The organism is Paraburkholderia caballeronis, assembly GCF_900104845.1.
Classification (GTDB): Bacteria; Pseudomonadota; Gammaproteobacteria; order Burkholderiales; family Burkholderiaceae; genus Paraburkholderia; species Paraburkholderia caballeronis.
Genome location: NZ_FNSR01000001.1, coordinates 1,633,952 through 1,658,678 on the forward strand (window position 1 = coordinate 1,633,952; position 24,727 = coordinate 1,658,678).

18 protein-coding genes and 1 tRNA gene are annotated in these 24,727 nt (G+C 66.4%); 14 read left to right on the plus strand and 5 right to left on the minus strand.

The features are described 5' to 3' along the window. Positions 1 to 462 precede the first annotated feature (462 nt). The gene (locus BLV92_RS07290) at positions 463 to 738 is read right to left on the minus strand and encodes an oxidative damage protection protein (protein ID WP_090543587.1); all 276 of its coding nucleotides are present in this window, start codon (positions 736 to 738) and stop codon (positions 463 to 465) included. Positions 739 to 806: 68 nt separating this feature from the next. Continuing rightward, on the minus strand, positions 807 to 2,186 hold the full coding sequence (argA, locus tag BLV92_RS07295) for an amino-acid N-acetyltransferase (RefSeq protein ID WP_090543589.1): 1,380 nt from the start codon (positions 2,184 to 2,186) through the stop codon (positions 807 to 809). A 23-nt stretch (positions 2,187 to 2,209) separates the two neighbouring features. Between argA and hrpA the strand changes: the two genes are divergently transcribed. From hrpA to BLV92_RS07320, 5 genes are all read left to right on the plus strand, one after another. Further along, positions 2,210 to 6,592 (plus strand): ATP-dependent RNA helicase HrpA, encoded by a 4,383-nt coding sequence (hrpA, locus tag BLV92_RS07300; RefSeq protein WP_090543591.1) that lies wholly within the window; start codon positions 2,210 to 2,212, stop codon positions 6,590 to 6,592. A gap of 130 nt (positions 6,593 to 6,722) precedes the next feature. After that, the gene (locus BLV92_RS07305) at positions 6,723 to 7,748 is read left to right on the plus strand and encodes a YVTN family beta-propeller repeat protein (RefSeq protein ID WP_090543593.1); all 1,026 of its coding nucleotides are present in this window, start codon (positions 6,723 to 6,725) and stop codon (positions 7,746 to 7,748) included. Between the two features lie 19 nt (positions 7,749 to 7,767). Further along, a complete protein-coding gene (locus BLV92_RS07310; RefSeq protein ID WP_373681832.1) occupies positions 7,768 to 8,811 on the plus strand; it encodes a sterol desaturase family protein in 1,044 nt (347 codons plus the stop codon). A 165-nt stretch (positions 8,812 to 8,976) separates the two neighbouring features. After that, positions 8,977 to 9,798 carry an EI24 domain-containing protein gene (locus BLV92_RS07315; RefSeq protein WP_090543595.1) on the plus strand — a complete coding sequence of 274 codons (822 nt, stop codon included), beginning with the start codon at positions 8,977 to 8,979 and terminating at the stop codon, positions 9,796 to 9,798. A 34-nt stretch (positions 9,799 to 9,832) separates the two neighbouring features. Next, positions 9,833 to 10,690 carry a competence/damage-inducible protein A gene (locus BLV92_RS07320; RefSeq protein ID WP_090543597.1) on the plus strand — a complete coding sequence of 286 codons (858 nt, stop codon included), beginning with the start codon at positions 9,833 to 9,835 and terminating at the stop codon, positions 10,688 to 10,690. A 114-nt stretch (positions 10,691 to 10,804) separates the two neighbouring features. Here the strand turns inward: BLV92_RS07320 and BLV92_RS07325 are convergent, their stop codons facing one another. Continuing rightward, positions 10,805 to 11,269, minus strand: a complete 465-nt coding sequence (locus BLV92_RS07325) for a rhodanese-like domain-containing protein (protein WP_090543599.1) — start codon at positions 11,267 to 11,269, stop codon at positions 10,805 to 10,807. Positions 11,270 to 11,739: 470 nt separating this feature from the next. On the opposite strand from BLV92_RS07325, the gene glnA reads away from it, so the two are divergent. The 4 genes from glnA to BLV92_RS07345 all read left to right on the plus strand — a co-directional run bounded on the left by glnA (position 11,740) and on the right by BLV92_RS07345 (position 18,287). Beyond that, a complete protein-coding gene (gene glnA, locus BLV92_RS07330; protein WP_090543601.1) occupies positions 11,740 to 13,155 on the plus strand; it encodes a type I glutamate--ammonia ligase in 1,416 nt (471 codons plus the stop codon). A 199-nt stretch (positions 13,156 to 13,354) separates the two neighbouring features. Further along, positions 13,355 to 14,497, plus strand: a complete 1,143-nt coding sequence (glnL, locus tag BLV92_RS07335) for a nitrogen regulation protein NR(II) (protein WP_090543603.1) — start codon at positions 13,355 to 13,357, stop codon at positions 14,495 to 14,497. Positions 14,498 to 14,530: 33 nt separating this feature from the next. Continuing rightward, positions 14,531 to 16,075 carry a nitrogen regulation protein NR(I) gene (gene ntrC, locus BLV92_RS07340; RefSeq protein WP_090543605.1) on the plus strand — a complete coding sequence of 515 codons (1,545 nt, stop codon included), beginning with the start codon at positions 14,531 to 14,533 and terminating at the stop codon, positions 16,073 to 16,075. Positions 16,076 to 16,196: 121 nt separating this feature from the next. Then, positions 16,197 to 18,287 carry a prolyl oligopeptidase family serine peptidase gene (locus BLV92_RS07345; RefSeq protein WP_090543607.1) on the plus strand — a complete coding sequence of 697 codons (2,091 nt, stop codon included), beginning with the start codon at positions 16,197 to 16,199 and terminating at the stop codon, positions 18,285 to 18,287. Positions 18,288 to 18,321: 34 nt separating this feature from the next. On the opposite strand, the gene xth is transcribed toward BLV92_RS07345, so the two are convergent. After that, positions 18,322 to 19,107, minus strand: coding sequence for an exodeoxyribonuclease III (gene xth / locus BLV92_RS07350; protein ID WP_090543609.1), 786 nt, complete (start codon positions 19,105 to 19,107; stop codon positions 18,322 to 18,324). Positions 19,108 to 19,402: 295 nt separating this feature from the next. After that, entirely contained in the window at positions 19,403 to 20,416 is a 1,014-nt protein-coding gene (locus tag BLV92_RS07355; RefSeq protein ID WP_090543611.1) for an NAD(P)H-dependent flavin oxidoreductase, read from the minus strand. Between the two features lie 181 nt (positions 20,417 to 20,597). On the opposite strand from BLV92_RS07355, the gene BLV92_RS07360 reads away from it, so the two are divergent. The 5 genes from BLV92_RS07360 (at position 20,598) to BLV92_RS31450 (ending at position 24,644) form a co-directional block, all read left to right on the plus strand. Next, entirely contained in the window at positions 20,598 to 21,182 is a 585-nt protein-coding gene (locus BLV92_RS07360; protein WP_090543613.1) for a PadR family transcriptional regulator, read from the plus strand. Positions 21,183 to 21,310: 128 nt separating this feature from the next. Continuing rightward, positions 21,311 to 21,387: transfer RNA gene (locus BLV92_RS07365), tRNA-Met, on the plus strand. An 80-nt stretch (positions 21,388 to 21,467) separates the two neighbouring features. Continuing rightward, the gene (locus BLV92_RS07370) at positions 21,468 to 23,042 is read left to right on the plus strand and encodes a tyrosine-type recombinase/integrase (protein WP_143040656.1); all 1,575 of its coding nucleotides are present in this window, start codon (positions 21,468 to 21,470) and stop codon (positions 23,040 to 23,042) included. Between the two features lie 998 nt (positions 23,043 to 24,040). Beyond that, positions 24,041 to 24,244 carry a hypothetical protein gene (locus tag BLV92_RS31445; RefSeq protein WP_143040657.1) on the plus strand — a complete coding sequence of 68 codons (204 nt, stop codon included), beginning with the start codon at positions 24,041 to 24,043 and terminating at the stop codon, positions 24,242 to 24,244. Between the two features lie 25 nt (positions 24,245 to 24,269). After that, a complete protein-coding gene (locus BLV92_RS31450) occupies positions 24,270 to 24,644 on the plus strand; it encodes a hypothetical protein (RefSeq protein ID WP_143040658.1) in 375 nt (124 codons plus the stop codon). Positions 24,645 to 24,727 lie beyond the last annotated feature (83 nt).

Below are 24,727 nucleotides of genomic sequence, written 5' to 3' on the forward strand. Positions count from 1 at the left end.
CGTCGCGAAACGACACGCGGGATGAATGCTGAAGTTGCACCTGCGTGGCCGTGCAAGGGGGGCAGGATGCAGAAGGACGCTGCGCCGGCAGGGGCTGCCGGCTGCGCCGCTGAAAGGCCCGCAACGACCGGTTCGCGTCAGGCGGACGACCGGCAGGCCTCGTATGAAACGTTCAATCCGCCGCGCGAATTGAACGCAATTGATGGTTAATCACTGTTGAAAGTGGCGACATGTTAGCACGATGCGCGACGATCGTGCAAACCGCCCGTCGGGCGGGTCGCGCTGGCGGCCGCCGAAGCCCCGTGTGGCGGCGCTTGACGGGAAATCGCGGAAGCCGGGAACGAACCCGGGAAACGGGGGCGATGGAAAACCGCCAGGCGAAAAAAACCGCGCCGGGGCGCGGATTTTTCGAAGCGCGAGACGGCCGGCCAATGGGTTCGGTCCGGCCGTGCCGTTTTTTCGTCAGCCTTCGGTCGGCGGCACGAAGCCGGACGCCTGGTCCGCGCCGTCGCCGAAGAAGAACTTTTCGGTCTGCTTCATCAGATACTGGCGCGCGCGCGGGTCGGCCATGTTCAGCCGGTTCTCGTTGATCAACATCGTCTGCTGCTTCAGCCAGAGCTGCCATGCCTCCTTCGACACGCTTTCGTAGATGCGCTTGCCGAGTTCGCCCGGCAGCGGCGGAAAGTCGAGTCCTTCGGCTTCCTTGCCGAGCTTCGCGCATTGAATCATTCGGGCCATGCTGTGCTTCTCCTGTGGTCGTATGGGGGGCGGGCAGTCGCCGGTGCGAGTCGTCCGAACGGCGACGCTCACAACTGCTTCATCAGCACAAGCGACTTGCGTTGCCAGTTATAGAGGCGGCGGCGGTCTTCGGGCAGGTCGTCGACCGTCGCCTTCACGAAGCCGCGCTTCAGGAACCAGTGTTCGGTGCGGGTCGTCAGCACGAAGATCCGCGTGAGGCCGCGCGCCCGCGCGCGCTGCTCGATCCGGCGCAACAGGCGTTCCCCGTCGCCGGAACCCTGCGCTTCCGGCGCGACGGTCAGGCACGCCATCTCGCCGATGCGCTCCTGCGGATACGCGTAGAGCGCCGCGCAGCCGAACAGCACGCCATCGTGCTCGATCACCGAGAAGTGGTCGATGTCGCGCTCGATCTGGTGACGGCCGCGGCGCACCAGCGTGCCGTCCGTTTCCAGCGGCTCGATCAGCGTGAGGATGCCGCCGACGTCGTCCGGCGTCGCTTCGCGCAGGCTTTCGAGGTTCTCGTACGAGATCATCGTGCCGACGCCGTCGTGCAGGAACAGTTCGAGCAGCAGGCTGCCGTCGAGCGCGTACGGAATGATGTGCGCGCGCGCGACGCCGCCGCGGCACGCGCGGATCGAATGCTTCAGATAAAAACCCGCGTCGCCGAGCACGGTGCCGCTTTCTTGCAGCTTGTAAGCGTCGTCGAGCGACATTTCGCGGACCAGCTCGCCGTCCCCGGCGATGAGGCCGGCGGTTTCGGTCAGGAACACGATCTTGTCCGCGCGCAGCGCGATCGCGGCGGCCGACGCGACGTCTTCCATCGACAGGTTGAACGCCTCGCCGGTCGGCGAGAAGCCAAGCGGCGACAGCAGCACGAGCTTGCGGCTTGCGAGCGAATGGCGGATCGAGTCGGCGTCGATCTTGCGCACGACGCCGGTGTGCTGGAAGTCCACGCCGTCGAGAATCCCGACCGGCCGCGCGGTCACGAAGTTGCCGGACACGACGCTGATGTGCGCGTGCGCCATCGGCGTGTTCGGCAGCCCCTGGCTGATCGCCGCCTCGATGTCGAGACGGACTTCGCCGGCGGCTTCCTTCGCGGATTCCAGCGCGCGCGCGTTGGTGATCCGCATGCCGTGCGAGAACTCGGACTCGACGCCGTGCAGGCTCATCTGCTCCTCGACCTGCGGCCGCGAGCCATGCACCAGCACGATCTGGATGCCCATCGCCTGCAGCAGCGCGATGTCGGACGCGAGCGCGTTGAGCAGGTTCTGATGGACGACTTCGCCGCCGAATCCGACGACGAAAGTCTTGTTCTGGAACGCGTGGATGTAGGGCGCGACCGATCGCATCCAGTCGACGAACTGCGCGTGCTGCGATTCGGTATCCGCGGCGCCGGACGAGGCCGGCACCGCCGCGGGCGCGGGGACGAGGTCGGTTTGGGAATTCATGCCCGGGATTATAATGCGCCCCCATGTCGAATGTACCCAAAAGACCTGCGTCCGCGCAGGGCAGCAACACGCGCGGCGAAGGGCGTGACGACGCCGGCGCGCCGCGCGGGCAAACGCCGGTCGAAGCAGGCGTTCGCGCGCCGCGCGGGCACGCCGGAAGCGGGCGGCCGGAGCATGCGGGCGGCGCCGCGCAACCGCCGTCGAACGACGGACGCCGGCGCGAAGCTTCGCAGTCGCCGCAGCCGCAATCTCAGCCGCAATCCCGGCCTCAATCTCAGCCTCAAGCACAACCGCGCCGCGAGCGTAAGAACCACGAAGGAAACGAACGTCGCCCGCCACGCGACGACGCTCGCGCGCAACCGGCTGCTCCGCGCGTAGCGCAGGCGCCGGACGACGCCGGCCGCCCGCGCGGCGAGCGTCGTCCGCGCGCGCCGGTCGAGCCGAATCCCGTTCCGCCCGTCACGTTCCCGGAGGCGCTGCCGGTCTCCGGCCGCCGCGAGGAAATCGCACGCGCGATTGCGTCGAACCAGGTCGTGATCGTCAGCGGCGAGACCGGCTCCGGCAAGACGACCCAGCTGCCGAAAATCTGCCTGTCGCTCGGCCGCGGACGCGGCGCGGGCGGCGCCGGCCTGATCGGTCATACGCAGCCGCGCCGGATCGCGGCGTCCGCGACCGGGCGGCGGATCGCCGAAGAACTCGGCACGCCGTTCGGCGAGGTGGTCGGCTACAAGGTGCGCTTCACGGACAACCTCGCGCCCGGCGCGTCGGTGAAATTGATGACGGACGGCATCCTGCTCGCGGAGACGCAGACCGATCCGCTGCTGAAGGCGTACGACACGCTGATCATCGACGAGGCGCACGAGCGCAGCCTGAACATCGACTTCCTGCTCGGCTACTTGAAGGAGATCCTGCCGAAGCGCCCGGACCTGAAGCTGATCGTCACGTCCGCGACGATCGACGCGGACCGCTTCGCGCGCCACTTCGGCCGCGACGACAAACCCGCGCCGGTGATCGAGGTGAGCGGGCGGCTGTATCCGGTCGAGGTCCGCTACCGGCCGGTGATGGAGGACAGCCCCGCGGTGAAGGCCGCGCAGGGCACGACCGGGCGCGAGCGCAGTGAGCGCGCGAAATCGCAGCGCGACGCCGACCGCGACCTGATGGACGCGATCGTCGACGCGGTCGACGAACTGTGCCGCGAAGGCTCGGGCGACGTGCTCGTGTTCCTGCCCGGCGAGCGCGAGATTCGCGACGCGGCCGAGGCGCTGCGCAAGCATCACCCGCCGCACACCGAGATCCTGCCGCTGTTCGCGCGGCTGTCCGCGCAGGAGCAGGAGCGCGTGTTCCGGTCGTCGAACGCCCGGCGCATCGTGCTCGCGACGAACGTCGCGGAAACGTCGCTGACCGTGCCCGGCATCCGCTACGTCGTCGATACCGGGCTCGCGCGCGTGAAGCGCTACTCGTACCGCAACAAGGTCGAGCAGTTGCAGATCGAGCCGATCTCGCAGGCCGCCGCGAACCAGCGCGCGGGCCGCTGCGGCCGTGTCGCGGACGGCATCTGCATCCGGCTCTACGAAGAGGCGGATTTCGTCGCGCGGCCGCGCTTCTCCGATCCGGAGATCCTGCGCTCGTCGCTCGCGGCGGTGATCCTGCGGATGAAGTCGCTGCACCTGACCGGGATCGAGACGTTCCCGTTCATCGAGCCGCCGCCCGGCCGCGCGATCGCGGACGGTTATCAACTGCTGAACGAACTCGGCGCGGTCGACGACGACAACGCGCTGACGCCGCTCGGCCGCGAACTGGCGCGGCTGCCGCTCGATCCGCGCGTCGGCCGGATGATCCTCGGCGCGCGCGACGAACACGCGTTGCGCGAGGTGCTGGTGATCGCGAGCGCGCTGTCGGTGCAGGACCCGCGCGACCGGCCGATCGAAGCGCAGGAGCAGGCGGACCAGGCGCACCGGCGTTTCGCGGACGAGCGCTCCGAGTTCCTGCAATGGCTGAAGATCTGGACGTGGTTCGAGGAAGCGGTCGCGCACAAGAAATCGAACCGGCAACTGGTCGACGCGTGCCGCGCGAATTTCCTGTCGCATCTGCGGCTGCGCGAATGGCGCGACGTGCATTCGCAACTGCTGACGGTCGTGCGCGAGCACGGCTGGCGGCTCAACGAAGCGGACGCGACCTACGAGCAGATCCATCACGCGCTGCTGACCGGCCTGCTCGGCAACATCGGGCTGAAGGCCGACGACGATCCGCATTATCTCGGCGCGCGCGGGATCAAGTTCCATCTGTGGCCCGGCTCCGCGCTCGTGAAGAAGGCGGGGCGCTGGGTGGTCGCCGCGGAACTGGTCGAGACGAGCCGGCTGTACGCGCGCTGCATCGCGAAGATCGAGCCGGAGTGGCTGGAAAAGGTCGGCGCGCATCTGCTGCGCAAGTCGTTGTCCGAGCCGCATTGGGAAAAGCGCGCGGCACAGGTGTCCGCGTACGAGCGCGCGGTGCTGTACGGGTTGACCGTCTATCAGCGGCGGCGCGTGAGCTTCGGCCGCCAGGACCCGGCGCGCGCGCGGGAACTGTTCATTCGCGGCGCGCTGGTCGAAGGCGAGTTCGACACGAAACTCGCGTTTTTCGCGCACAACCGGCGGCTGCTCGCGGACATCGAGCAACTGGAGCACAAGTCGCGCCGCCAGGACGTGCTGGTCGACGACGAACTGATCTTCGCGTTTTACGACCAGGCGGTGCCGCAAGGCATCCATACGGGCGCCGCGTTCGAGCGCTGGTATCGCGACGAGGTGAAGCAGAGCGGCCAGCCGGAGGACAAGCTGCGCCTCTTGTACCTGTCGCGCGACGACCTGATGCGCCACGAGGCGGCCGGCGTGACGACCGACCTGTTCCCGAAGCGCGCGACGATGGCCGGCGTCGCGATGGCGCTGTCGTATCACTTCGAGCCGGGTTCGCCGCGCGACGGCGTGACGCTCGCGGTGCCGCTCTATGCGCTGAACCAGGTCGATGCGCGCCGCTCCGAATGGCTCGTGCCGGGGATGCTGAAGGAGAAGGCGCAACTGCTGCTGAAGTCGCTGCCGCAGAAGCTGCGCCGCCATTGCGTGCCGCTGCCGGAATACGCGGCCGGTTTCGTCGAGCGGCACGCGGGCGAGCGTTTCGGCGCGGGTGCGCTGCTCGACGTGCTGATCGCGGACGTGCGCGAGCAGAAGCAGGTCGCGCTGAAGCAGGCGGACTTCAAGCTGGAGACGCTGCCCGCACATCTGTTCATGAATTTCAAGGTCGTGGACGAGCATGGGCGGCAACTGGCGATGGGCCGCAACCTCGCGCAGTTGCGCGCCGAACTCGGCGCGCAGGCGCAGCAGCAGTTCCAGAAGCTCGCGGCGAGTGCCGGTCTGACGGCGACGGCCCAGCCGCGCCCGCCGGCGACGGACGCCGCCGTGTCGCCACCGGTGGCGGCCGCAAAGCAGGGCGTTCGCGCGAGCGTGCCGCAGACCGGCGGCGCGCGGCCGGCGTCGTTGGCGCCGTCTACGCCGGCTGCGGATGCGGCGCCGGCCACCGCGCTGTACGAAAACCTGACCACGTGGAATTTCGGCAAGCTGCCCGAGCTGCTCGAAATCCGTCGCGGGGGACAGACGCTGTTCGGTTATCCGGCGCTCGTTGATCGCGGCACGCATTGCGACGTCGAGGTGTTCGACTCGCCGGAGGAAGCCGCGCGGATTCACCGGGTCGGACTGCGCCGGTTGTTCGCGCTGCAACTGCGCGAGCCGATCCGCTATCTGGAGAAGAACCTGCCGGGCTTGCGCGAGATGGCGATGCAGTTCATGTCGCGCGCGACGCAGGAAGAACTGCGCGATCAGTTGATCGAACTGGCGCTCGACCGCGCGTGCCTGCAAGACCCGCTGCCGGCCGACGACGCGGCGTTCCACGCGCGCCGTGACGAAGGCCGCGCGCGGCTGTCGCTGCTCGCGCAGGAGATCGCGCGGCTCGTCGGCCAGGTGCTGGCCGAATACGCGTCGCTCGCGAAAAAACTCGTGCAGGCGAAGGGTTTCGCGCCGGCCGCCGCCGACATCCACGCGCAACTCGACGCGCTGATCGGCAAGCGTTTCATCGTCGATACGCCGTATGCGCAGCTCACGCATTTCCCGCGTTATCTGAAGGCGATCGCGCTGCGCATCGACAAGCTGCGCGCGGACCCGGCCCGCGACGCGCGGCAGTTCGCGGAGCTTCAGCCGCTGTTGCAGCAGTATCAGCGCGCGCTGTCGCAGCGCGGCGGCGTGTTCGATTCGCGCCTCGGCGAATTCCGCTGGCTGCTCGAAGAACTGCGCGTGTCGCTGTTCGCGCAGGAGTTGCGCACGCCGGTGCCGGTGTCGGTGAAGCGGCTCCACAAGGTCTGGGAATCGATGCAGCGGTAGCGCGTGGCGTACCAAAAGCGGGGTAGAGGTGTTGGTTTTACGCCTCTGCCCCGTTTTTCAAGATGTTTGCGTCAACCTTGCTGAACGGCGGGCGTTCTACAATCACGCATCTCTCCGTAAGCGAGTCTTCATGCGTAGATCCCCCATTCGCCGGACGGCCGCGCGCATCACGCATATCGCGCTGTCCGCGACGCTGGCCCTCGCGGCCACCCTGCCGTTTGCGCGTAGCGCATCCGCCAACAACATCATCGTGCTGAATTCCGGCGAGGCGACGCTCTCGCTGATCGACGAGGCCACCCAGCAGGTCGTCGGCACCGTGCCGACCGGCAAGGAGCCGCACCACCTGTTCCCGACGCCGGACAACGCGTCGCTGATCGTCGCGAACTCGGTGTCGAACAGCCTGCTGTTCGTCGATCCGAAGACCGGCAAGCCGCAGCGCTGGCTCGACAACATCGAGGACCCGTATCAGCTCGGCTTTTCGCCGGACCGCAAGTGGTTCGTGACGACCGGCCTGCGGCTCGACCGCCTCGACATCTATCACTACGACGGCGCGAACATGACGCTCGCGAAGCGCCTGCCGCTGTCCGCGATGCCGAGCCACATGGCGTTCACGAACGACAGCCGCACGGTGATCGTGTCGTTGCAGGTCTCGGGCGAACTCGCGGCGATCGACCTGCCGACGCAGACGGTCAAGTGGAAGATGCCGGTCGGCAGCGCGCCAGCGGGCCTGTGGATGACGCCCGGCGACAAGTACCTGCTCGTCGGGATGACCGGCGCGGACTACGTCGCGGTCGTCGACTGGCGCAACCAGAAGGTCGTGAAGCAGATACCGGCCGGCAAGGGCACGCACAACTTCCGTTCGCTCGTCGACGGCCGGCACGTGCTGGTGTCGAACCGCGTCGCGAGCACGATCAGCATCATCGACGAGGAAACGCTGACGAACGTCGGCGACATCACCGGGCTGCTGCCGGGGCCGGACGACATGGAGCTGTCCGCCGACCGGCGCTACCTGTGGGTGACGTTCCGCTTCGCGCGGCACATCGGCGTGATCGACATGACGACGCGCAAGCTGGTCAAGACGATCCCGGTCGGCCGTTCGCCGCACGGCATCTATTTCTACAACCGCGCGCCGGTGACGGCGCCGAACGGCGCGTGAGCCCCGTCGCGCAAGCGGGATGACCGGGACCATGCTTTCGCTGTGGCATCTGCTCGTTTCGTCCGCCGACGACTTCGTCGCGTCGCTGCAAACCGCGCTGTACGTGCACGTCGTGCAGCCGCTGCTGTTTCGCGCCGGCCTGATGGACGTCGACGAGGATGCGTATGACGCGCTGTACTGGGTGATCGTCGGCGCGCTCGAAGTGCTCGCGATGTACGCGCTGCTGCGTCCGCTCGAAGCGCTGCTGCCGGCCGAGAAGTGGCGCGACCGCAAGGGCGTCGGCGTCGATGCGATCTACACGTGGATCACGAAGCTCGGCATCGTGAACCTGCTGTTCTTCTTCACGCTGCAGCCGATGTTCGACCGCGCGCAAGGGTGGCTGCGGCTGCACGGCGTGCGCAGCCTCGACATCGACAATCTGTGGCCCGGCGTCACGACGCGGCCGCTCGTTGCGTTCGTCGTTTATCTGGTCGTGCTCGACTTCGCCGGCTACTGGTATCACCGGCTCGAACACCGGTTCGGCATCTGGTGGGAACTGCACGCGGTGCATCACAGCCAGCGCCGGATGTCGCTGTGGTGCGACGATCGCAATCATCTGCTCGACGTGCTGCTGCAGGCGTGCGTGTTCTCGTCGATCGCGCTCGTGATCGGCGTGCCGCCCGCGCAGTTCGTCGTGCTCGTCGCGCTGACCAACTTCGTGCAGAGCGTGCAGCACGCGAACATCCGCGTGCATTTCGGCCGGATCGGCGAACGGCTCGTCGTGAGCCCGGCGTTCCATCGCCGCCATCATGCGATCGGGTTCGGCCGTGACGGGCTCTCGGGCGGACTCTCCTACGGCTGCAACTTCGGCGTGCTGTTTCCGTGGTGGGACATGCTGTTCGGCAGCGCGTCGTGGAACCGTGCGGCCGAGCCGACCGGCATTCCGGACCAACTCGACGGCGTGCGCTACGGCGACGGCTTCTGGGCGCAGCACGCGCTCGCGTTCGTGCGGATCGCGCGCCGCCTTTCGGCGCGCGCCCGCGCCGCCGAACTGCGCGAGCGCGACGACGCGACCGTCGCGTAATCCGCGCCGTCTTTCTTTCGATTCCGTTCCCCGCGCGGTCGGGTTTCGGCTCGCGCGGCCGTTTTACCAGGCGGCCGCGCGCTGGTTTATGCTGTCGGCTATGCTGGATCCAGTCCCCACCGTCCCCGCGTCTTGCGACGCCTTTTTTGCCGCCATCCCGCCCGCATGAATGACCTGTTGCGTTCGTTTGGACGCGCGCTGTCGAGCGTGTTCCATCCGGTCATGCTGTTCCTGACCTTCGTGCCGTTCGCGGTCGCGGCGGTCGCCTGGGGCGCGCTGCTCTACGTGTTCTGGCAGCCGCTGCTCGACACGACGCGCCTGTGGCTCGACACGTGGTCGTTCACGTCGACGCTGTATCACCTGTTCGACTGGCTCGGTTTCGCATCGCTGCGCGCGGTCGTGGCGCCGTTCGTCGTGATCTCGATGGCGATTCCGCTGATCGTCGTGACGGTGTTGCTGCTGATCGTCACGATGTCGATGCCGCGCGTGATCCGCCATCTGTCGAACCGGCAGTTCGCGTCGCTCGAAATGCGGCGCGGCGGCAGCTGGTACGGCAGCCTCTGGTATTCGCTGTGGACCACGCTGCTGTGCATCGCGCTCCTCGTCATCACGCTGCCGCTGTGGCTCGTGCCGCCGTTCTTCGCGCTGATTCCGCCGCTGCTGTGGGGCTGGCTCACCTATCGCGTGATGACCTACGATGCGCTCGCGCTGCACGCGAGCGCGGACGAGCGGCGCGCGCTGGTGCGCCGCCACCGTCTGCCGCTCTTGACGATCGGCGTGGTGAGCGGCCTGTTCGGCTCGCTGCCGACGATGATCTGGGCGTCGTCCGCGTGGCTGGTGCTGTTCTTTCCGGTGATCACCGCGGTGACCATCTGGATCTATGCGTTCATTCTGGTGTTCACGGCGCTGTGGTTCGGCAACTACTGTCTGCGCGCGCTGCAGCGCATGCGCGCGCAGGAGCCGCACAGCGTCGCGACGCTGTCCTGAGTCCTTATCTTCGAGTTTTCGACGAGGCGAAAAAATGGCATTTGGCGTCATCATCATCGGCGACGAGATCCTGTCCGGCCGCCGCAGCGACAAGCATCTGCCGAAGGTCATCGAACTGCTCGGCGCGCGCGGTCTTTCGCTCGACTGGGCCGAATACATCGGCGACGATCCCGACCGGATCACCGACACGCTGCGCCGCTCGTTCGCATCCGGCGACATCGTGTTCTCGACGGGCGGCATCGGCGCGACGCCGGACGACCACACGCGGCAGTGCGCGGCGAAGGCGCTCGGCGTGCCGCTCGCGCTGCATCCGGAGGCGGAGGTGCTGATCCGCGAGCGGATTCGCGACATGCACACCGGCGCGGACCCGGTCGATTACGCGTCGCCGGAAAACCAGCACCGTTTCCAGATGGGCACGTTCCCGCAGGGCGCGGACATCATCCCGAACGGCTACAACAAGATTCCGGGTTTCTCGGTGCGCGACCATCATTTCGTGCCGGGTTTTCCGGTGATGGCGTGGCCGATGATCGAGTGGGTGCTGGACACGAAATACGCGCATCTGCATCACAGCACGCCGCACGCGGAGAAATCGCTGCTGGTGTTCGAACTGCCGGAATCGACGCTGACGCCGCTGATGGTGAGCATCGAGCAGGACTTTCCGGGCGTGCGCGTGTTCAGCCTGCCGAGCGTCGGCGACACCGAGCGCGGCGGCATCTATGCGCGCCGCCATATCGACCTCGGCGTGAAGGGCGAGCCGGAAGCGGTCGCGGCCGCGTTCGTGAAGCTGCGCGAAGGGGTGCACCTGCTCGGCGGCGACGTCGTCGAGCCACCGGAGGAACAGCCGGCGCCCAGCGATCGCGAACGGCGCAGTCCGGGGCGGGCCGGTTTCTGAAGCGGGAAGGGCGCGGCTGATGGGGCGTTTGCCCCATCATCGCCGTGTCATATCGGACGGCGACGATGGGTTATCGCGCCGGCGGGTATTGCGGCGAATGGTGGTGTGACGGAATCAGGCGCCGATCCACGGCAGGCCGCGAAAGCACCAGCCGGATACCGTCTTGCGATGGCCCTGGCTGTCCTTGTCGCCTTCGAAGCCTTCCAGTAGGTCGTACGCGTGCGTGAAGCCGGCTTTCGCCGCTTCGATCGCGGCGAGCTTCGAGCGCGCCGCGCTGCGGCACAGGAACAGCACCGGCGTGTCCGGCGTCGCGACCGCGCGCAACTGGTCGAGGAATTCGGCGTTCGGCACCGCGCCCGGGTAGCGGGTCCATTCGACGTGCGCGTACTGGCCGTCACCGATCACCGGGCGGCCGACCCAGTCGAGTTCCGCGCGCGTGCGGACGTCGATCAGGCGCGTGCGGGGATCGAGCTGCAGCAGCTCGAACGCTTCCGCAGGCGACACCGCGCCCGCATAGGGCAGCTGATTCTCGTTGCGGCGCTTTTCGGCCTGGGCGTACAACTGTTCGAGCGAGCTCATGGCAGCGGATCTCCTTCATGCGTTGGACCAAAAGGGCATTCTAGCGCCGGGGCCGACGGCGAGCGAAGGGCCGGGGGTCACGAAGGCGCGGGCGAGCGGGAATGCGGACGAGGTGGCTAAAAGCTTCGCACTGGTGCAAAATCGGCGTTTCGCACCATAATGGATAAAAAATTGCGCGCCAACTTCGTGATTGCACGATATTGGTGCGAATGAGTCGGTCGGAGCGGGGTCAGGGCGGCGGCGAACAGGGTGGGTTTCCCCTTAAACGCGCGCCGGAAACGGGTTTGTAACGGTTTCGCGGGATTTTGCGCCACGCTGGCGCACGTATGGCACGGAAGCTGCTTATAAGGACGCGATCGATTCGCAGCCGGCGCTTCGGGGCCAGCGAAGGCAGGAAGCCGGCGGACCGAATACAAAGAATTGGGACGGCGGGCAGCGTTCGCCGAATTCGTTAATCAGGAGAATAGGTTATGAGTAAATCCGTGGCCGACGTCATGCAACTCGTCAAGGACGAAGACGTCAAGTTTGTCGATTTCCGTTTCACGGATACGCGCGGCAAGGAGCAGCACGTGTCGGTGCCGGTGTCGGCATTCGACGAGGACAAATTCGAAAGCGGCCATGCGTTTGACGGTTCGTCGATTGCCGGCTGGAAGGGCATCGAAGCTTCGGACATGCTGCTCGTTCCGGATTCGAACACCGCGTTCATCGACCCGTTCTACGAAGAATCGACGCTCGTGCTGACCTGCGACGTCGTCGAACCGGCTGACGGCAAGGGCTACGAGCGCGACCCGCGCTCGCTCGCGAAGCGCGCGGAAGCGTACCTGAAAAGCTCGGGCCTCGGCGACACCGCGTTCTTCGGTCCGGAGCCGGAATTCTTCATTTTCGACTCGGTCCAGTGGAACACGGACATGTCGGGCTGCTTCGTGAAGATCGGCTCGGATGAAGCGCCGTGGTCGTCGGGCAAGGAAATCGAAGGCGGCAATCCGGGCCACCGTCCGGGCGTGAAGGGCGGCTACTTCCCGGTTCCGCCGGTCGATTCGTTCCAGGACATCCGCTCGGAAATGTGCCTGCTGCTCGAACAGATCGGCATTCCGGTCGAAGTGCACCACCACGAAGTGGCGGGCCAGGGCCAGAACGAAATCGGCACGAAGTTCTCGACGCTGGTGCAGCGCGCGGACTGGACGCAGCAACTGAAGTACATCGTCCATAACGTCGCGCACTCGTACGGCAAGACGGCGACGTTCATGCCGAAGCCGGTCGTCGGCGACAACGGTTCGGGCATGCACGTTCACCAGTCGATCTGGAAGGACGGCCAGAACCTGTTCGCGGGCAACGGCTACGCGGGCCTGTCGGAATTCGCGCTGTTCTACATCGGCGGCATCATCAAGCACGCACGCGCGCTGAACGCGATCACGAACCCGACGACGAACTCGTACAAGCGTCTCGTGCCGCACTTCGAAGCGCCGGTCAAGCTCGCGTACTCCGCGCGCAACCGTTCGGCGTCGATCCGCATTCCGCACGTGAGCAACCCGAAGGGCCGCCGCATCGAAACGCGCTTCCCGGACCCGATGGCGAATCCGTATCTGTGCTTCTCGGCGCTGATGATGGCGGGTCTCGACGGCGTGCAGAACAAGATCCATCCGGGCGAAGCCGCCGACAAGAACCTGTACGACCTGCCGCCGGAAGAGGATGCAAAGATCCCGACCGTGTGTGCCGGCCTCGACCAGGCGCTCGAAGCGCTCGACAAGGATCGCGAGTTCCTGACGCGCGGCGGCGTGTTCACGGACGGCATGATCGACTCGTACCTCGCGCTGAAGGAAGGCGAGCTGCAACGCGTGCGCATGACCACGCATCCGGTCGAGTTCGAACTGTACTATTCGCTGTAAAGACGGCGATGGCGCTTCGCTCACGCAGGTGCGGCGAAGCGCATACCCGACGTTCGCGATCGGTCACGAAGGGACGGCGGTGCCGTCCCTTTTTCGTTGCGCGATCCGTCATGCAGCACGGCGGGACTTCGCGCACGGCCGCGCGGCAACCTGTGGAATTCGACACTACCGGCATGCCTCGCGGCGGCCGGTCCGCGACATGGTGCTCAAGAATCTGATCAAGGCAAGAAAGGGCCACGCAGACGCGCTGTCCGACGATGCTCCGCTCGTCGGCTCCGGCCTGCTGCCCGGCTTCGAGGCGCTGCCGACCGTCGTGCTCGTGCTCGAAAAGCGCACGCTGCGGGTCGCGTTCGCGAACCCGTCGGCGGAAGCGATGCTCGAACTGTCGCGCCGCCAGCTCGCGCAGATGGCGTGGTCCGATCTGTTCTCGAACGCGGACGAACTGATCGCGACGATCGCGTCGATCGCCGAGCACCGCTTTCACGCGACGCGGCTCGACGCGACGCTCGAACGCATGGGCCGCGAGCCGCTGCACGTGCATGCGATCGTCGGCTTTCTCGAAAGCGCGCCGGACTACGTGCTGCTCGAACTGTTCGAGAACGAGCGGCATCTGCGCAGCGACCGCGAGGAGCGCATCCAGGACCTCACCGCGGTCAACAAGCAGTTGATCCGCAATCTCGCGCACGAGATCAAGAACCCGCTCGGCGGCATCCGCGGCGCGGCGCAGCTGCTCGAATTCGAACTCGGCGCGCTTCAGCGCGACGAGCTGCGCGAATACACGCAGGTGGTCATCAAGGAATCCGACCGGCTGCAGACGCTGGTGGACCGCCTGCTCGAACCGCACCGCCATCCGCACATCGTCGGCGACGTGAACATTCACGAGGTGTGCGAACGGGTGCGCGCGGTGATTCTCGCGGAGTTTCCGCGCGGGCTCACGGTCGAGCGCGACTACGACGTCAGCGTGCCGGACCTGCGCGGCGACAAGGAACAACTGATCCAGGCGGTACTGAACATCGTGCGCAACGCGGCGCAGGCGCTGCGCGAACGCATCTCGCAGGGCGATGCGCGAATCGAATTGCGCACGCGGATCGCACGCAAGATCACGATCTCGAAGCGTCTGTGCAAGCTGGCATTGGACTTGCATATCGTGGACAACGGACCTGGCATTCCCGAAGAGATCCGCGACCGCATCTTCTATCCGCTCGTGTCGGGGCGCGAGGACGGCAGCGGTCTCGGTCTCACGCTCGCGCAGACCTTCATTCAGCAGCACGATGGTTTGATCGAGGTGGAAAGCCGGCCAGGACATACCGAATTCCAGATTCTGCTGCCGCTCGACTGCTGATATCTGCCTGCCTTCAAGACTTCTGACGACCTTATGAAGCCGATCTGGATAGTAGACGACGACCAGTCGATCCGCTGGGTGCTGGAAAAGGCCCTTGCCCGCGAGAATTTCGCGACCCGCAGCTTTTCGAACGTGCGCGAAGCCGTAAGCGCGCTCGATCACGACAATCCGCAGGTGCTCGTATCCGACATCCGGATGCCCGGCGGCTCCGGGCTTGAACTGTTGCAGACCGTGCGCGAGCGCGTGCCCGGCCTGCCGGTCATCATCATGACCGCGTTCTCCGACCTCGACAGCGCGGTGGCCGCGTTCCAGGGCGGCGCGTTCGAATATCTCGCGAAGCCGTTCGACGTCGACAAGGCGGTCGAACTGATTCGCCGCGCGGTCGACGAAAGCATGCGCGGCGAGCATCAATGGGACGAGCGTCCGGCCGAGACGCCGGAGATGCTCGGCCAGGCGCCGGCGATGCAGGACATGTTCCGCGCGATCGGGCGGCTGTCGCATTCGGCGGCGACCGTGCTGATCACCGGCGAGTCCGGCACCGGCAAGGAACTGGTCGCGCGCGCGTTGCACCGGCACAGCCCGCGCGCGAACGGACCGTTCATCGCGCTGAACACCGCCGCGATCCCGAAGGACCTGCTGGAATCCGAACTGTTCGGCCACGAGCGCGGCGCGTTCACCGGCGCGCAGGCGATGCGGCAGGGCCGCTTCGAGCAGGCCGAGAACGGCACGCTGTTCCTCGACGAAATCGGCGACATGCCGTTCGATTTGCAGACGCGTCTGCTGCGCGTGCTGTCCGACGGGCAGTTCTATCGCGTCGGCGGCCACAATCCGCTGCGCGCGAACGTGCGCGTGATCGCGGCCACGCACCAGAACCTCGAAACGCGCGTGCGCCAGGGGCTGTTCCGCGAGGATCTGTATCACCGGCTCAACGTGATCCGGCTGCGCCTGCCGCCGCTGCGCGAGCGCAGCGAGGACATTCCGCTGCTCACGCGCCACTTCCTGCAAAAGAGCGCGCGCGAACTCGGCGTCGAGCCGAAGCGCGTATCCGACGAGGCGCTGGTGTACATGTCGTCGCTGCCGTTCCCGGGCAACGTGCGGCAACTCGAAAATCTCGCGAACTGGCTGACCGTGATGGCGCCCGCGCAGACCATCGAGATCAAGGACCTGCCGCCGGACCTCGTGCCAGCGCAAGGCAGCAGCGCGCCGACCGACACGACGGCGGCCGCGCTCGGCGCCGACGTCGGCGCGGCGACGGCTGCGGGGCCGCTCGGCGGCGCGTCGGCGGCCGGTACGCCGGGGGCGTTGCCGGGCCTCGGCACGGCCGGGGCGGCGGGCGCATCGGGCGTCGCGGTCGCGACGCCGGTCAGCGTGTGGGAAAGCGGGCTTCGCACCGAGGTCGCGCGGCTCCTGCGCGAGAACAGCGCCGACGTGATGGACGAACTCTCGCGCCGCTTCGAGGCGGCCGTGATCCGCGAGGCGCTCGACTTCACGCGCGGCCGCAAGGTCGAGGCGGCCGAACGGCTCGGCATCGGCCGCAACACGATCACGCGCAAGATCCAGGAACTGAACCTGGAGTGATCGACGCGCGGCGGCCCGTTTGCGCTCCCACGCGCGAACGGGTCGCGCGCTTCGCAGACGCCGGACCGCTCCGGCGCGCGGGCAGGGCATAATCGACGCTGTCTTCCAGCCGATACTCACCATGCCCGTCAAATCCCCGTGGCCCCGCGAGGCCGATCCGTTCCTTTCTCTCGAATCGCTCGACGATCCCGTCGTGCGCGAATGGGTCGACGCGCAGAACGCGCGAACCCGCGCCGCGTGGCACGGCGGCGAGCGTTTCGACGCGCTCGCGAAGCGGTTTGCGCAAGCGTATTTGCCGCGCGAGCGGCCGGTGATCCCGAGCCGCTGGCAACAGTGGGCGTACGACTTCTGGGAGGACGAGGACAACCCGAAGGGGCTGTGGCGGCGCGCGCCGTGGGCCGACTGGCGCGCGCGCCGCGCGCAGTGGCAGCCGCTGATCGACTTCGACGCGCTCGGCGCGGCCGAGAACATGCCGTGGGTGTGCGCGGGCATCGACATCCTGTATCCGGACGGCGACCGCGCGCTGATCCAGCTATCGGACGGCGGCGCGGACGCGACGGTGGTGCGTGAGTTCGACATCGAGCGCCGTGAGTTCGTGACCGGCGGTTTCGAGATCGCGACCGAAGGCAAGCATGGAATCTCGTGGATCGATCGCGATACCGTTTATGTCGGTTGGGACAACGGCCCGAAGACGCTGACGCGCTCCGGTTATCCGCGCGAAGTGCGGCGCTGGACGCGCGGCACGCGGCTCGCCGATGCGCCGGTCGTGTTTCGCGGCGAATACGACGACATCAGCGTCGAGGCCGACTACGATCCGGTCGAGCAGCGTCACGACGTCGTGCGCAGCGTGGACTTCTTCGATTCGCATACGTACCGGCTCGATGCGAACGGCGCGTGGGTGCGCTACGACGTGCCTTCGCACGTCGAGGTCGGCGCATGGCACGGCTGGCTGCTGCTCGAACCGCGTCTTGACTGGGCGGTCAATGGCGTCACGCATCCGGGCGGTTCGCTGCTCGCCATCCGCGAGGATGCGTTCGTCGCCGGCGCGCGGGCGTTCGCGACGCTGTTCACGCCGACGCCGGTCACGTCCGCATGCGACTGGACGCATACGCGCCACTGCGTGCTCGTGTCGTGGCTCGACGACGTGCAGAGCCGCACGATGCTGTGGGAACCGGCGCAGGACGGCGACGCGTGGACATGGCGCTCGCGCGCGTTTCCGGCGCGCGCGAGTTCGCAGGTGGATGTGTCGCCGGTCGACGACACGGTCGACGACGAGGTGTTCGTCGACGTCGACGACTATCTGCAACCGCCCGAATACTGGCTCGCGGATCTCGCGAAGCCGGACTTGCAGGACTGGGAGTTGATCGACCGCTGGCCGACGCAGTTCGACGCGTCGTCGCTGACCGTGATCCGCTCGCACGCGCGCTCGGCAGACGGCACCCAGGTGCCGTTCACGGTGATCGGCCCGCGAGCCGCGCTGGAAGGCAACGCGCGCGAGCCGCGCCCGTGTCTGCTGACCGGCTACGGCGGATTCGCGATTGCGTTGACGCCGCAGTATCTGGTCAGTTCCGGCATCGGCTGGCTCGCGCAGGGCGGCGTGGTCGCGATCGCGCATATCCGCGGCGGCGGCGAATACGGCACCGCGTGGCACGTGAACGCGCAGCGCGAGCATCGGCAGCGTTCGTTCGACGACTTCATCGCGGTCGCGGAGCAACTCGTCGCCGATCGCGTGACGACGTCCGCGCAACTCGGCATCAAGGGCGGCAGCAACGGCGGGCTGCTGGTCGCCGCGTGCATGGTGCAGCGGCCCGAACTGTTCGGCGCGGTCGTCTGCGAAGTGCCGCTGCTCGACATGCAGCGGTATCCGCTGCTGCACGCGGGCGCGTCGTGGCTCGACGAATACGGCGACCCCGACGACCCCGAACAGCCGCAGGAGGCGCGCGCGCTGGCTGCGTATTCGCCGTATCACCGCGTCGCGGCCGGTGTTGCGTATCCGCCGGTGCTGTTCACGACGTCGACCAGCGACGACCGCGTGCATCCGGGCCACGCGCGCAAGATGGTCGCGTTGATGCAGCGCCAGGGCCACGCGAACGTCTGGTATCTGGAGAACACCGACGGCGGCCACGGGCCGGGCAGCGACGCGCTGGAGCGCGCGCAGTACGATGCGCTCGTCGACCGGTTCCTGTGGACGACGCTCGCGGGCGCGTGGTGACGCGCGCCGTTTGAATGATGCGGCAGTCGCGGGACTACGCGCTGAGCGCGAGTTCCGCGACGACCGGCGCGTGGTCGGACGGCTGCTCCCACTTGCGCGGCGCCTTGTCCACCGTGCACGACGTGCAGTGCGGCGCGAGCGCCGGCGACAGCAGGATGTGGTCGATCCGCAGCCCCGCGTTGCGGCGGAACGCGAACATCCGGTAGTCCCACCACGTGAAGGTCTTTTCCGGTTGCTCGAACTGGCGGAACGCATCGACGAAGCCGAGCCCGATCAGCCGCTCGAACTGCGCGCGCTCTTCCGGCGACACGAGGTTCTGGCCTTCCCACGCCTTCGGGTCGTGCACGTCGCGGTCGTCGGGCGCGATGTTGTAGTCGCCGAGCAGCGCGAGCTTCGGATAACGCGTCAGCTCGTCCGCGAGCCAGTCGTGCAGCGCGTTTAGCCATGCGAGCTTGTACGCGAACTTGTCGGTGCCGGGCGCCTGGCCGTTCGGGAAATACGCGCTGACGATCCGCACGCCGTCGATGGTCAGCGCGATCACGCGCTGCTGCGGGTCGTCGAACGCAGGGATGTTGCGCACGACCGTCGCTTCGTCGACGAACAGGTTCCCGCGCACGAGAATGCCGACGCCGTTATAGGTTTTCTGGCCCGCGAACCAGCTGCGATAACCGTGCGCTTCGAGTTCCGCGCGCGGGAATTTTTCGTCGGGGAGCTTCAGTTCCTGCAGGCACAGCACGTCGACATGGCTTTCCGCGAGCCAGTCGATCACGTGTTGCTGGCGGACCTTCAGGGAGTTGACGTTCCAGGTGGCGATTTTCATGTGAGGCTCGATCGGCTGACGGCGAAGGGTGATGGTGCTCGCGCGCGGACCTCGAAGGGGCCGGTCGCGCGTCGCGCAACATTATGAACTGCTTCGCGGGGGCGGCGTAGGGGGAGCGGTGCGGCGTGCGCCGTGATGAAGCGCTCGATGCCGCATCACGGCGCCGGCACGGAAGAGGGTAGGCTCCCTCGTCGGTCAAGGCCGCGTCACTGCGCGCGCTGATAGCGGGAGAGTACGCGCGCGTCGCGCCGCATGAGCGGTGCGGCGGCGCGTGCGCGTTCGCAGGACGAGAAGATTAAAGCGCGGGTTGCGGCTCGCCGCGTCCGTCGCGTGCGGCGTCGGCCGAGGCGAGACCGAGCCGTTGGCGCGCGTCGTCGTATTCGCGCTTCAGCCGCGCGATCAGTTCCGCCGCCGGCACCACGGACTTCACCGCGCCGATGCCCTGGCCCGAACCCCAGATATCCTTCCACGCCTTCGCGCGCGAGCCGCCGCCGGAGCCGAAGTTCATCTTCGACGGATCGGACTCCGGCAGCGCATCCGGATCGAGCCCGCTCGCGACGATGCTCTGCCGCAGATAGTTGCCGTGCACGCCGGTGAACAGGTTCGAGTAGACGATGTCGGCCGCGTTGCCTTCGACGATCATCTGCTTGTACGCATCGGCCGCGTTCGCTTCGTTCGTCGCGATGAACGCGGAGCCGACATATGCGAGGTCCGCGCCCGCGGCCTGCGCCGCAAGGATCGCATTGCCGTTGCCGATCGCGCCGGACAGCAGCAGCGGGCCGTCGAACCATTCGCGGATCTCGTGGACCAGCGCGAACGGCGACAGCGTGCCCGCATGGCCGCCGGCGCCGGCCGCGACCGCGATCAGGCCGTCGGCGCCTTTCTCGATCGCCTTTTTCGCGAATGTGTTGTTGATCACGTCGTGCAGCACGATGCCGCCCCACGCGTGAACGGCTGCGTTCACTTCCTCGCGCGCGCCGAGCGACGTGATCACGATCGGCACCTTGTAGCGCGCGCAGACTTCGAGGTCGTGCTGAAGGCGGTCGTTCGACTTGTGGACGATCTGGTTCACCGCGAACGGTGCGGCCGGACGGTCCGGATGCTTCGCGTCGTGCCCGGCCAGTTCGGTCGTGATGCGGTCGAGCCATTCGCCGAGCACGTGCTCGGGGCGCGCGTTCAGCGCCGGGAACGAGCCGATCACGCCGGCCTTGCACTGCGCGATCACGAGATCGGGATTCGAGATGATGAAGAGCGGCGAGCCGACGACCGGAATCGACAGGCCGCGTCGCAGCACGGCGGGCACGGACATGGAATCTCCTTGATCGGGCGGCCGCGCGTCCCGGCGGCCGTCCTGTTTATGGGCGGGCGAGACCGCGGCGGCGCATGCTGGCCGTCGCGGTTCGGTAACGGCAACCATAACAAACGGCTTTGTACTATGCAACCAGTTGCATAGTGACGGCGTTCGAGTCGCCGTGGTTTAGAATCGCCGCATGTCCACCCCCCATGCGATCCTGATTGCGCTGCTCGAAAAGCCGTCGTCCGGCTACGACCTTGCGCGGCGCTTCGACCGCGCGATCGGCTACTTCTGGCGCGCGACCCATCAACAGATCTATCGCGAACTGGGCCGCATGGTCGAGGCCGGCTGGGTGGCCGTGATGGACGGCGACGCGTTGGCTCAGGCGAGCCAGGAGGCTCTGCCGGCCGCGACGCGCAGGAAGGTGTATCGCGTGCTGCCGGTCGGCCGCGACGAGGTCGCGCGCTGGGTGCGCGAGACGCGACTCGGCGTCGATGACCGCAATGCGTTTCTGCTGAAGCTGCGCGCGGATGCGGCGATCGGGCCGCTTGGCCTCGGCGACGAACTGTTGCGATTGATCGACGAACATCGCGCGCGTCTCGACACGTATCGCGAGATCGAGCAACGCGACTTCGCGGGCCACGCGCTGACGAACGCGCAGCAACTGCAATATGCGATTCTGCGGGCCGGGCTGTTGCAGCAGCAGACGTGGCTCGAATGGGCCGACGGCGTGCGTCCGCTGCTCGGCTTGCCGGCGAGCGAACGGGGCGTTGCGAATTAGTTCGCCATCCGTATCAATTCGGTTTGGGATGACTTCGGCTGCGAGCGTTGCCGCATTCTTTATCCGCCTCGTGTGAAAACGATTTGACGTAGCTGCTTAATCCACGTAGAATGCTTTTCTCAGACGGACGCGGGGTGGAGCAGTCTGGCAGCTCGTCGGGCTCATAACCCGAAGGTCACAGGTTCAAATCCTGTCCCCGCAACCAAGCTTTCCGAAAAGCCTTGATTTCACGATGAAATCAAGGCTTTTTTGTTTTCGGGCGGTGCTACACATGGAGCTACACCTGTGGCCCGTCAGCATCTGCAACCAAACCCGCAATCCTGCGGCGCGTCTTATACTCGGACCGGGTTCCCCCGGCTCTACGTCTCCCGGCACGGTGTCTATTACTGGCGCGAGCGCAACCGCTGGCGGAGCCTCCATACCAAAGACCCGCGCGCGGCTCACCTGTTTGCGATGGAACGGAACCTGTACCTCGCGCGGCAACGACAGAACCGGGACCGCATGAGCATCGTTGATCCGAACTACCCGAAGTTCCCCCGCCCGAACCCGGACGATCACCAGCGCTTTGAGATCGACCTGCGCCGTGGCATCTACAAGACCAACGGCACGCCCGAGGACGCCCAGGCGCTACGCGAAACGCTGGAAATCATCCAGCAGATGCCGCCGCCTGCGCCGGAACCGGCTGCTCCGCTGCCGCCTGGAATCGCGGCCGACGAGGAAGCGATTTTGCGCGCCGCAATCGATGAGGCCATGAACGAGAGCCAGCGCTCTGAGGAAGTCGCTCAGGGTGGGCCGATGCTGTCGGACGTGGTGGACATGTGGCTGACCGAGCGGGCGCTGAAGAACAAGCCGCGCACGGTCAACGCGAAACGCTTGCACCTGGAAGATTTCCGCCGCCGGATCGGGGCGGCCGAGCCGAACGACGTCGGCATCAACACGCTGCGCAAGTCGGTCCTGGTCAGCTACAAGGCTGCGCTGCTGGCCGAAGGCCAGACCGGCAAGACGGCGGACAACAAGCTGCTGACGCTGCACGACTTCTTCAAATACGCGATCAACAACGGGCACTACACCGCCTCGGACGTGAACCCGGTGGCGGGCCTGTTCGTGCTGACCAAGCGCGAGCGGCTGGCCAAGGCGGAATCCTACGAGCCGTTCACGCCCGACGACCTGCGCGCCGTGTTCGAGCCGGCTGGGTTCAAGACCTGGGCGAGCGCGCCCGATCTGTGGTTTCCGCCGCTGGTGGCGTTGTTCTCCGGGATGCGGATCAGCGAGGCGACGGCCATCGCCACGGCGGACGTGAAGCTGGCCGAGAACGGCGTGCATTACATCAGCATCCCGGACAGCAAGACGGCGGCCGGGATCCGCAACGTGCCGGTTTGCGATGCCTTGATCAGCCTGGGCTTCCTGCGCTACGTCGAAGAGGTACGGTCCGCCGGGCACGATCGGCTCTACCCGCACCGGCCGTTCGTGAACGGCACCTACTCGAAGCGGTTGAGTGAGAAGTTTCGGGAGCGGCTGGACGCCTTGACGATCACCGATCCGCGCAAGTCGTTCCACTCGTTCCGGGTGAACGTGATCACGGCGCTGGCGAACCTGGGGGCCAACACGGCGCAGACCTTCAAGATCACGGGCCACAAGGACCGGGACGACGCCGGCACGCACCTGGGTTACGTGCGCGATCTGCCGGACCTGAAAGCGGTGGTGGACGGGCTGGCCTGGCCGATCAACCTCGATGCGCTGGCCTACGATGGGCGCTTTGCGGGCTTCCTGACTGCGCGGCGGTGGGAGCGTGAGCGTCGGGGCGGATCGCGCACGCCGAAGGCCGGGGCGGGCCGAAAAACGGCCGGCAAAGCGCAGTAGATCGGCGCACGCCCGTTTTTCCGCTCTGGGTCTTGCCGCGCGCTGTCGCGCGCCTGCGGGGAGCGCTTCGGGGTGGTACGTGCCTTAGCATGGTGGCCGGGTGCCCCTTCGGGGCGCCTTCGACCTGTAACCCTGCGGGTGGCTTACGCCTGTGCCCTATAAAGGTGGCCCATGCGTCGGAATGGTACGCCTTTGCCTTGCTTCGCTCCCCTGGTCCCGGCAAAGCCCGGGGCTGCGCCCCGGCCTAAGCCGGGAAAGCCTCTCCCCTGCGCGCCGCAAGATATGCGACATGCATGGAATGACTTTCCCGGCTTAGGCCGTCCCGTTCGATGCTGCTGAACGGTGCCATTTACCGGGGCTGGGATAGATGCGCTCCCCAACTACGGACAGTTCACGATTCGATCATCGCCGGTGCCAGGTCTGTCCACCACCGTGAAGGTGGCGCCTCTCTGTTGGCGTTGTGCACCGTGGCCCGGCCGTCGCCGGGCACTTCCCCGCTCATCACGCCTTACCCATTCAATGCCGAGCCGTCGCGGGCACACGATCCAAGCCAGATTGAGCCATACCTGGAGCCCTCGCGGGACGAAGCGCTGCGGGTCGGATCGCGCACGGGGTGCGCGGTTCAAGATCGTCTGCTGCCAAGGTCGCGTGAAACGTTCCCATGTCGGGGCGGGGCCTGGTACGACTCGCAGACATCAGGGGCTGGTTACCCTGACACGTCCTTGTTCGGATCTCCGGCGGTGCTGCGCTGTCGGGCGTCGGGCTGGATGGTGGGGACGGCGGAAACTTGACCTGGGATTTCGGATCGCTAGGATAGGTTCAGCGGGGCCGAAGTTTGGGTTGTCGTAGCCTTCATCTACTCAATCCAGTTCCCGATGCTGGAAACATCGCGGAACCGCAACCCCACGGTAGCAGACCACGGCCCCCTGTCAAACAGGGGGCCTTGCTTTTTTCCTGGTAGCTGCCTGGATGGTCTGGGATCATCACAGGAGCCAGCCATGCGGGCCACCGACACGCGGAGCGGTACCATAGACCTGAACCTTCGAAACCTATGGTTTCAAGCCTACATCGCAGCGCTGCACCGGGCCGAGCCGGTATCGGCCGGCATGATTGCGGACGACGCGGTACGGGTTGCAATCAACCGCTGGAAGGTCTTGCCAAATACCACCTCTCCAGCTGAAAGCCCTGGCCCTGTAAGATAAGCGTGCATTTTGGACGGAGGAGCGCTTGAATAATCACGGATTTACACAGAAAGAATGGTCGGACGCGAAGCGTGAAGCCAAGGAAATCTTGGCCACTCGCGCCAAAGTGCGTGGAATGATTCCCTATTCCGATCTTGTGGCCAGAATCAAGTCGGTTCGACTTGAAGCCCATGACCAACGTCTTTTCCATTTGCTTGGCGAAATATCTGAAGAAGAAGATGACGCCGGCAGAGGCATGTTGAGCGTTATCGTTGTTCACAAGACCGGAGATATGCAACCCGGCCCGGGATTCTTCGATCTTGCAGAGCAACTTGGGCGGAACACCTCTGACATTTTGAAGTGTTGGATTGATGAGTTGAAAAAGGTCCATGCGTATTGGAGTTCCGCAACCCGTTCCTAGTGAATCTTGACCCCAACAGGTAACAAACTCCCCTTCGAATAAGAAGCGGTTTGTGTTTGTGACGCTTGGGAAAAACCGAAGAC

What these genes read in the sequence shown, in the direction of transcription:
- BLV92_RS07345 (WP_090543607.1), top strand. Translation starts at nt 16,197, where the DNA reads ATGCCCGTCAAATCCCCGTGGCCCCGCGAGGCCGATCCGTTCCTTTCT.
- BLV92_RS07305 (WP_090543593.1), top strand. Translation starts at nt 6,723, where the DNA reads ATGCGTAGATCCCCCATTCGCCGGACGGCCGCGCGCATCACGCATATC.
- BLV92_RS07360 (WP_090543613.1), top strand. Translation starts at nt 20,598, where the DNA reads ATGTCCACCCCCCATGCGATCCTGATTGCGCTGCTCGAAAAGCCGTCG.
- hrpA (WP_090543591.1), top strand. Translation starts at nt 2,210, where the DNA reads ATGTCGAATGTACCCAAAAGACCTGCGTCCGCGCAGGGCAGCAACACG.
- argA (WP_090543589.1), bottom strand. Translation starts at nt 2,186, where the DNA reads ATGAATTCCCAAACCGACCTCGTCCCCGCGCCCGCGGCGGTGCCGGCC.
- BLV92_RS07320 (WP_090543597.1), top strand. Translation starts at nt 9,833, where the DNA reads ATGGCATTTGGCGTCATCATCATCGGCGACGAGATCCTGTCCGGCCGC.
- glnA (WP_090543601.1), top strand. Translation starts at nt 11,740, where the DNA reads ATGAGTAAATCCGTGGCCGACGTCATGCAACTCGTCAAGGACGAAGAC.
- BLV92_RS31445 (WP_143040657.1), top strand. Translation starts at nt 24,041, where the DNA reads ATGCGGGCCACCGACACGCGGAGCGGTACCATAGACCTGAACCTTCGA.
- xth (WP_090543609.1), bottom strand. Translation starts at nt 19,107, where the DNA reads ATGAAAATCGCCACCTGGAACGTCAACTCCCTGAAGGTCCGCCAGCAA.
- BLV92_RS07315 (WP_090543595.1), top strand. Translation starts at nt 8,977, where the DNA reads ATGAATGACCTGTTGCGTTCGTTTGGACGCGCGCTGTCGAGCGTGTTC.
- BLV92_RS07310 (WP_373681832.1), top strand. Translation starts at nt 7,768, where the DNA reads ATGACCGGGACCATGCTTTCGCTGTGGCATCTGCTCGTTTCGTCCGCC.
- BLV92_RS07325 (WP_090543599.1), bottom strand. Translation starts at nt 11,269, where the DNA reads ATGAGCTCGCTCGAACAGTTGTACGCCCAGGCCGAAAAGCGCCGCAAC.
- ntrC (WP_090543605.1), top strand. Translation starts at nt 14,531, where the DNA reads ATGAAGCCGATCTGGATAGTAGACGACGACCAGTCGATCCGCTGGGTG.
- BLV92_RS07355 (WP_090543611.1), bottom strand. Translation starts at nt 20,416, where the DNA reads ATGTCCGTGCCCGCCGTGCTGCGACGCGGCCTGTCGATTCCGGTCGTC.
- BLV92_RS07290 (WP_090543587.1), bottom strand. Translation starts at nt 738, where the DNA reads ATGGCCCGAATGATTCAATGCGCGAAGCTCGGCAAGGAAGCCGAAGGA.
- glnL (WP_090543603.1), top strand. Translation starts at nt 13,355, where the DNA reads ATGGTGCTCAAGAATCTGATCAAGGCAAGAAAGGGCCACGCAGACGCG.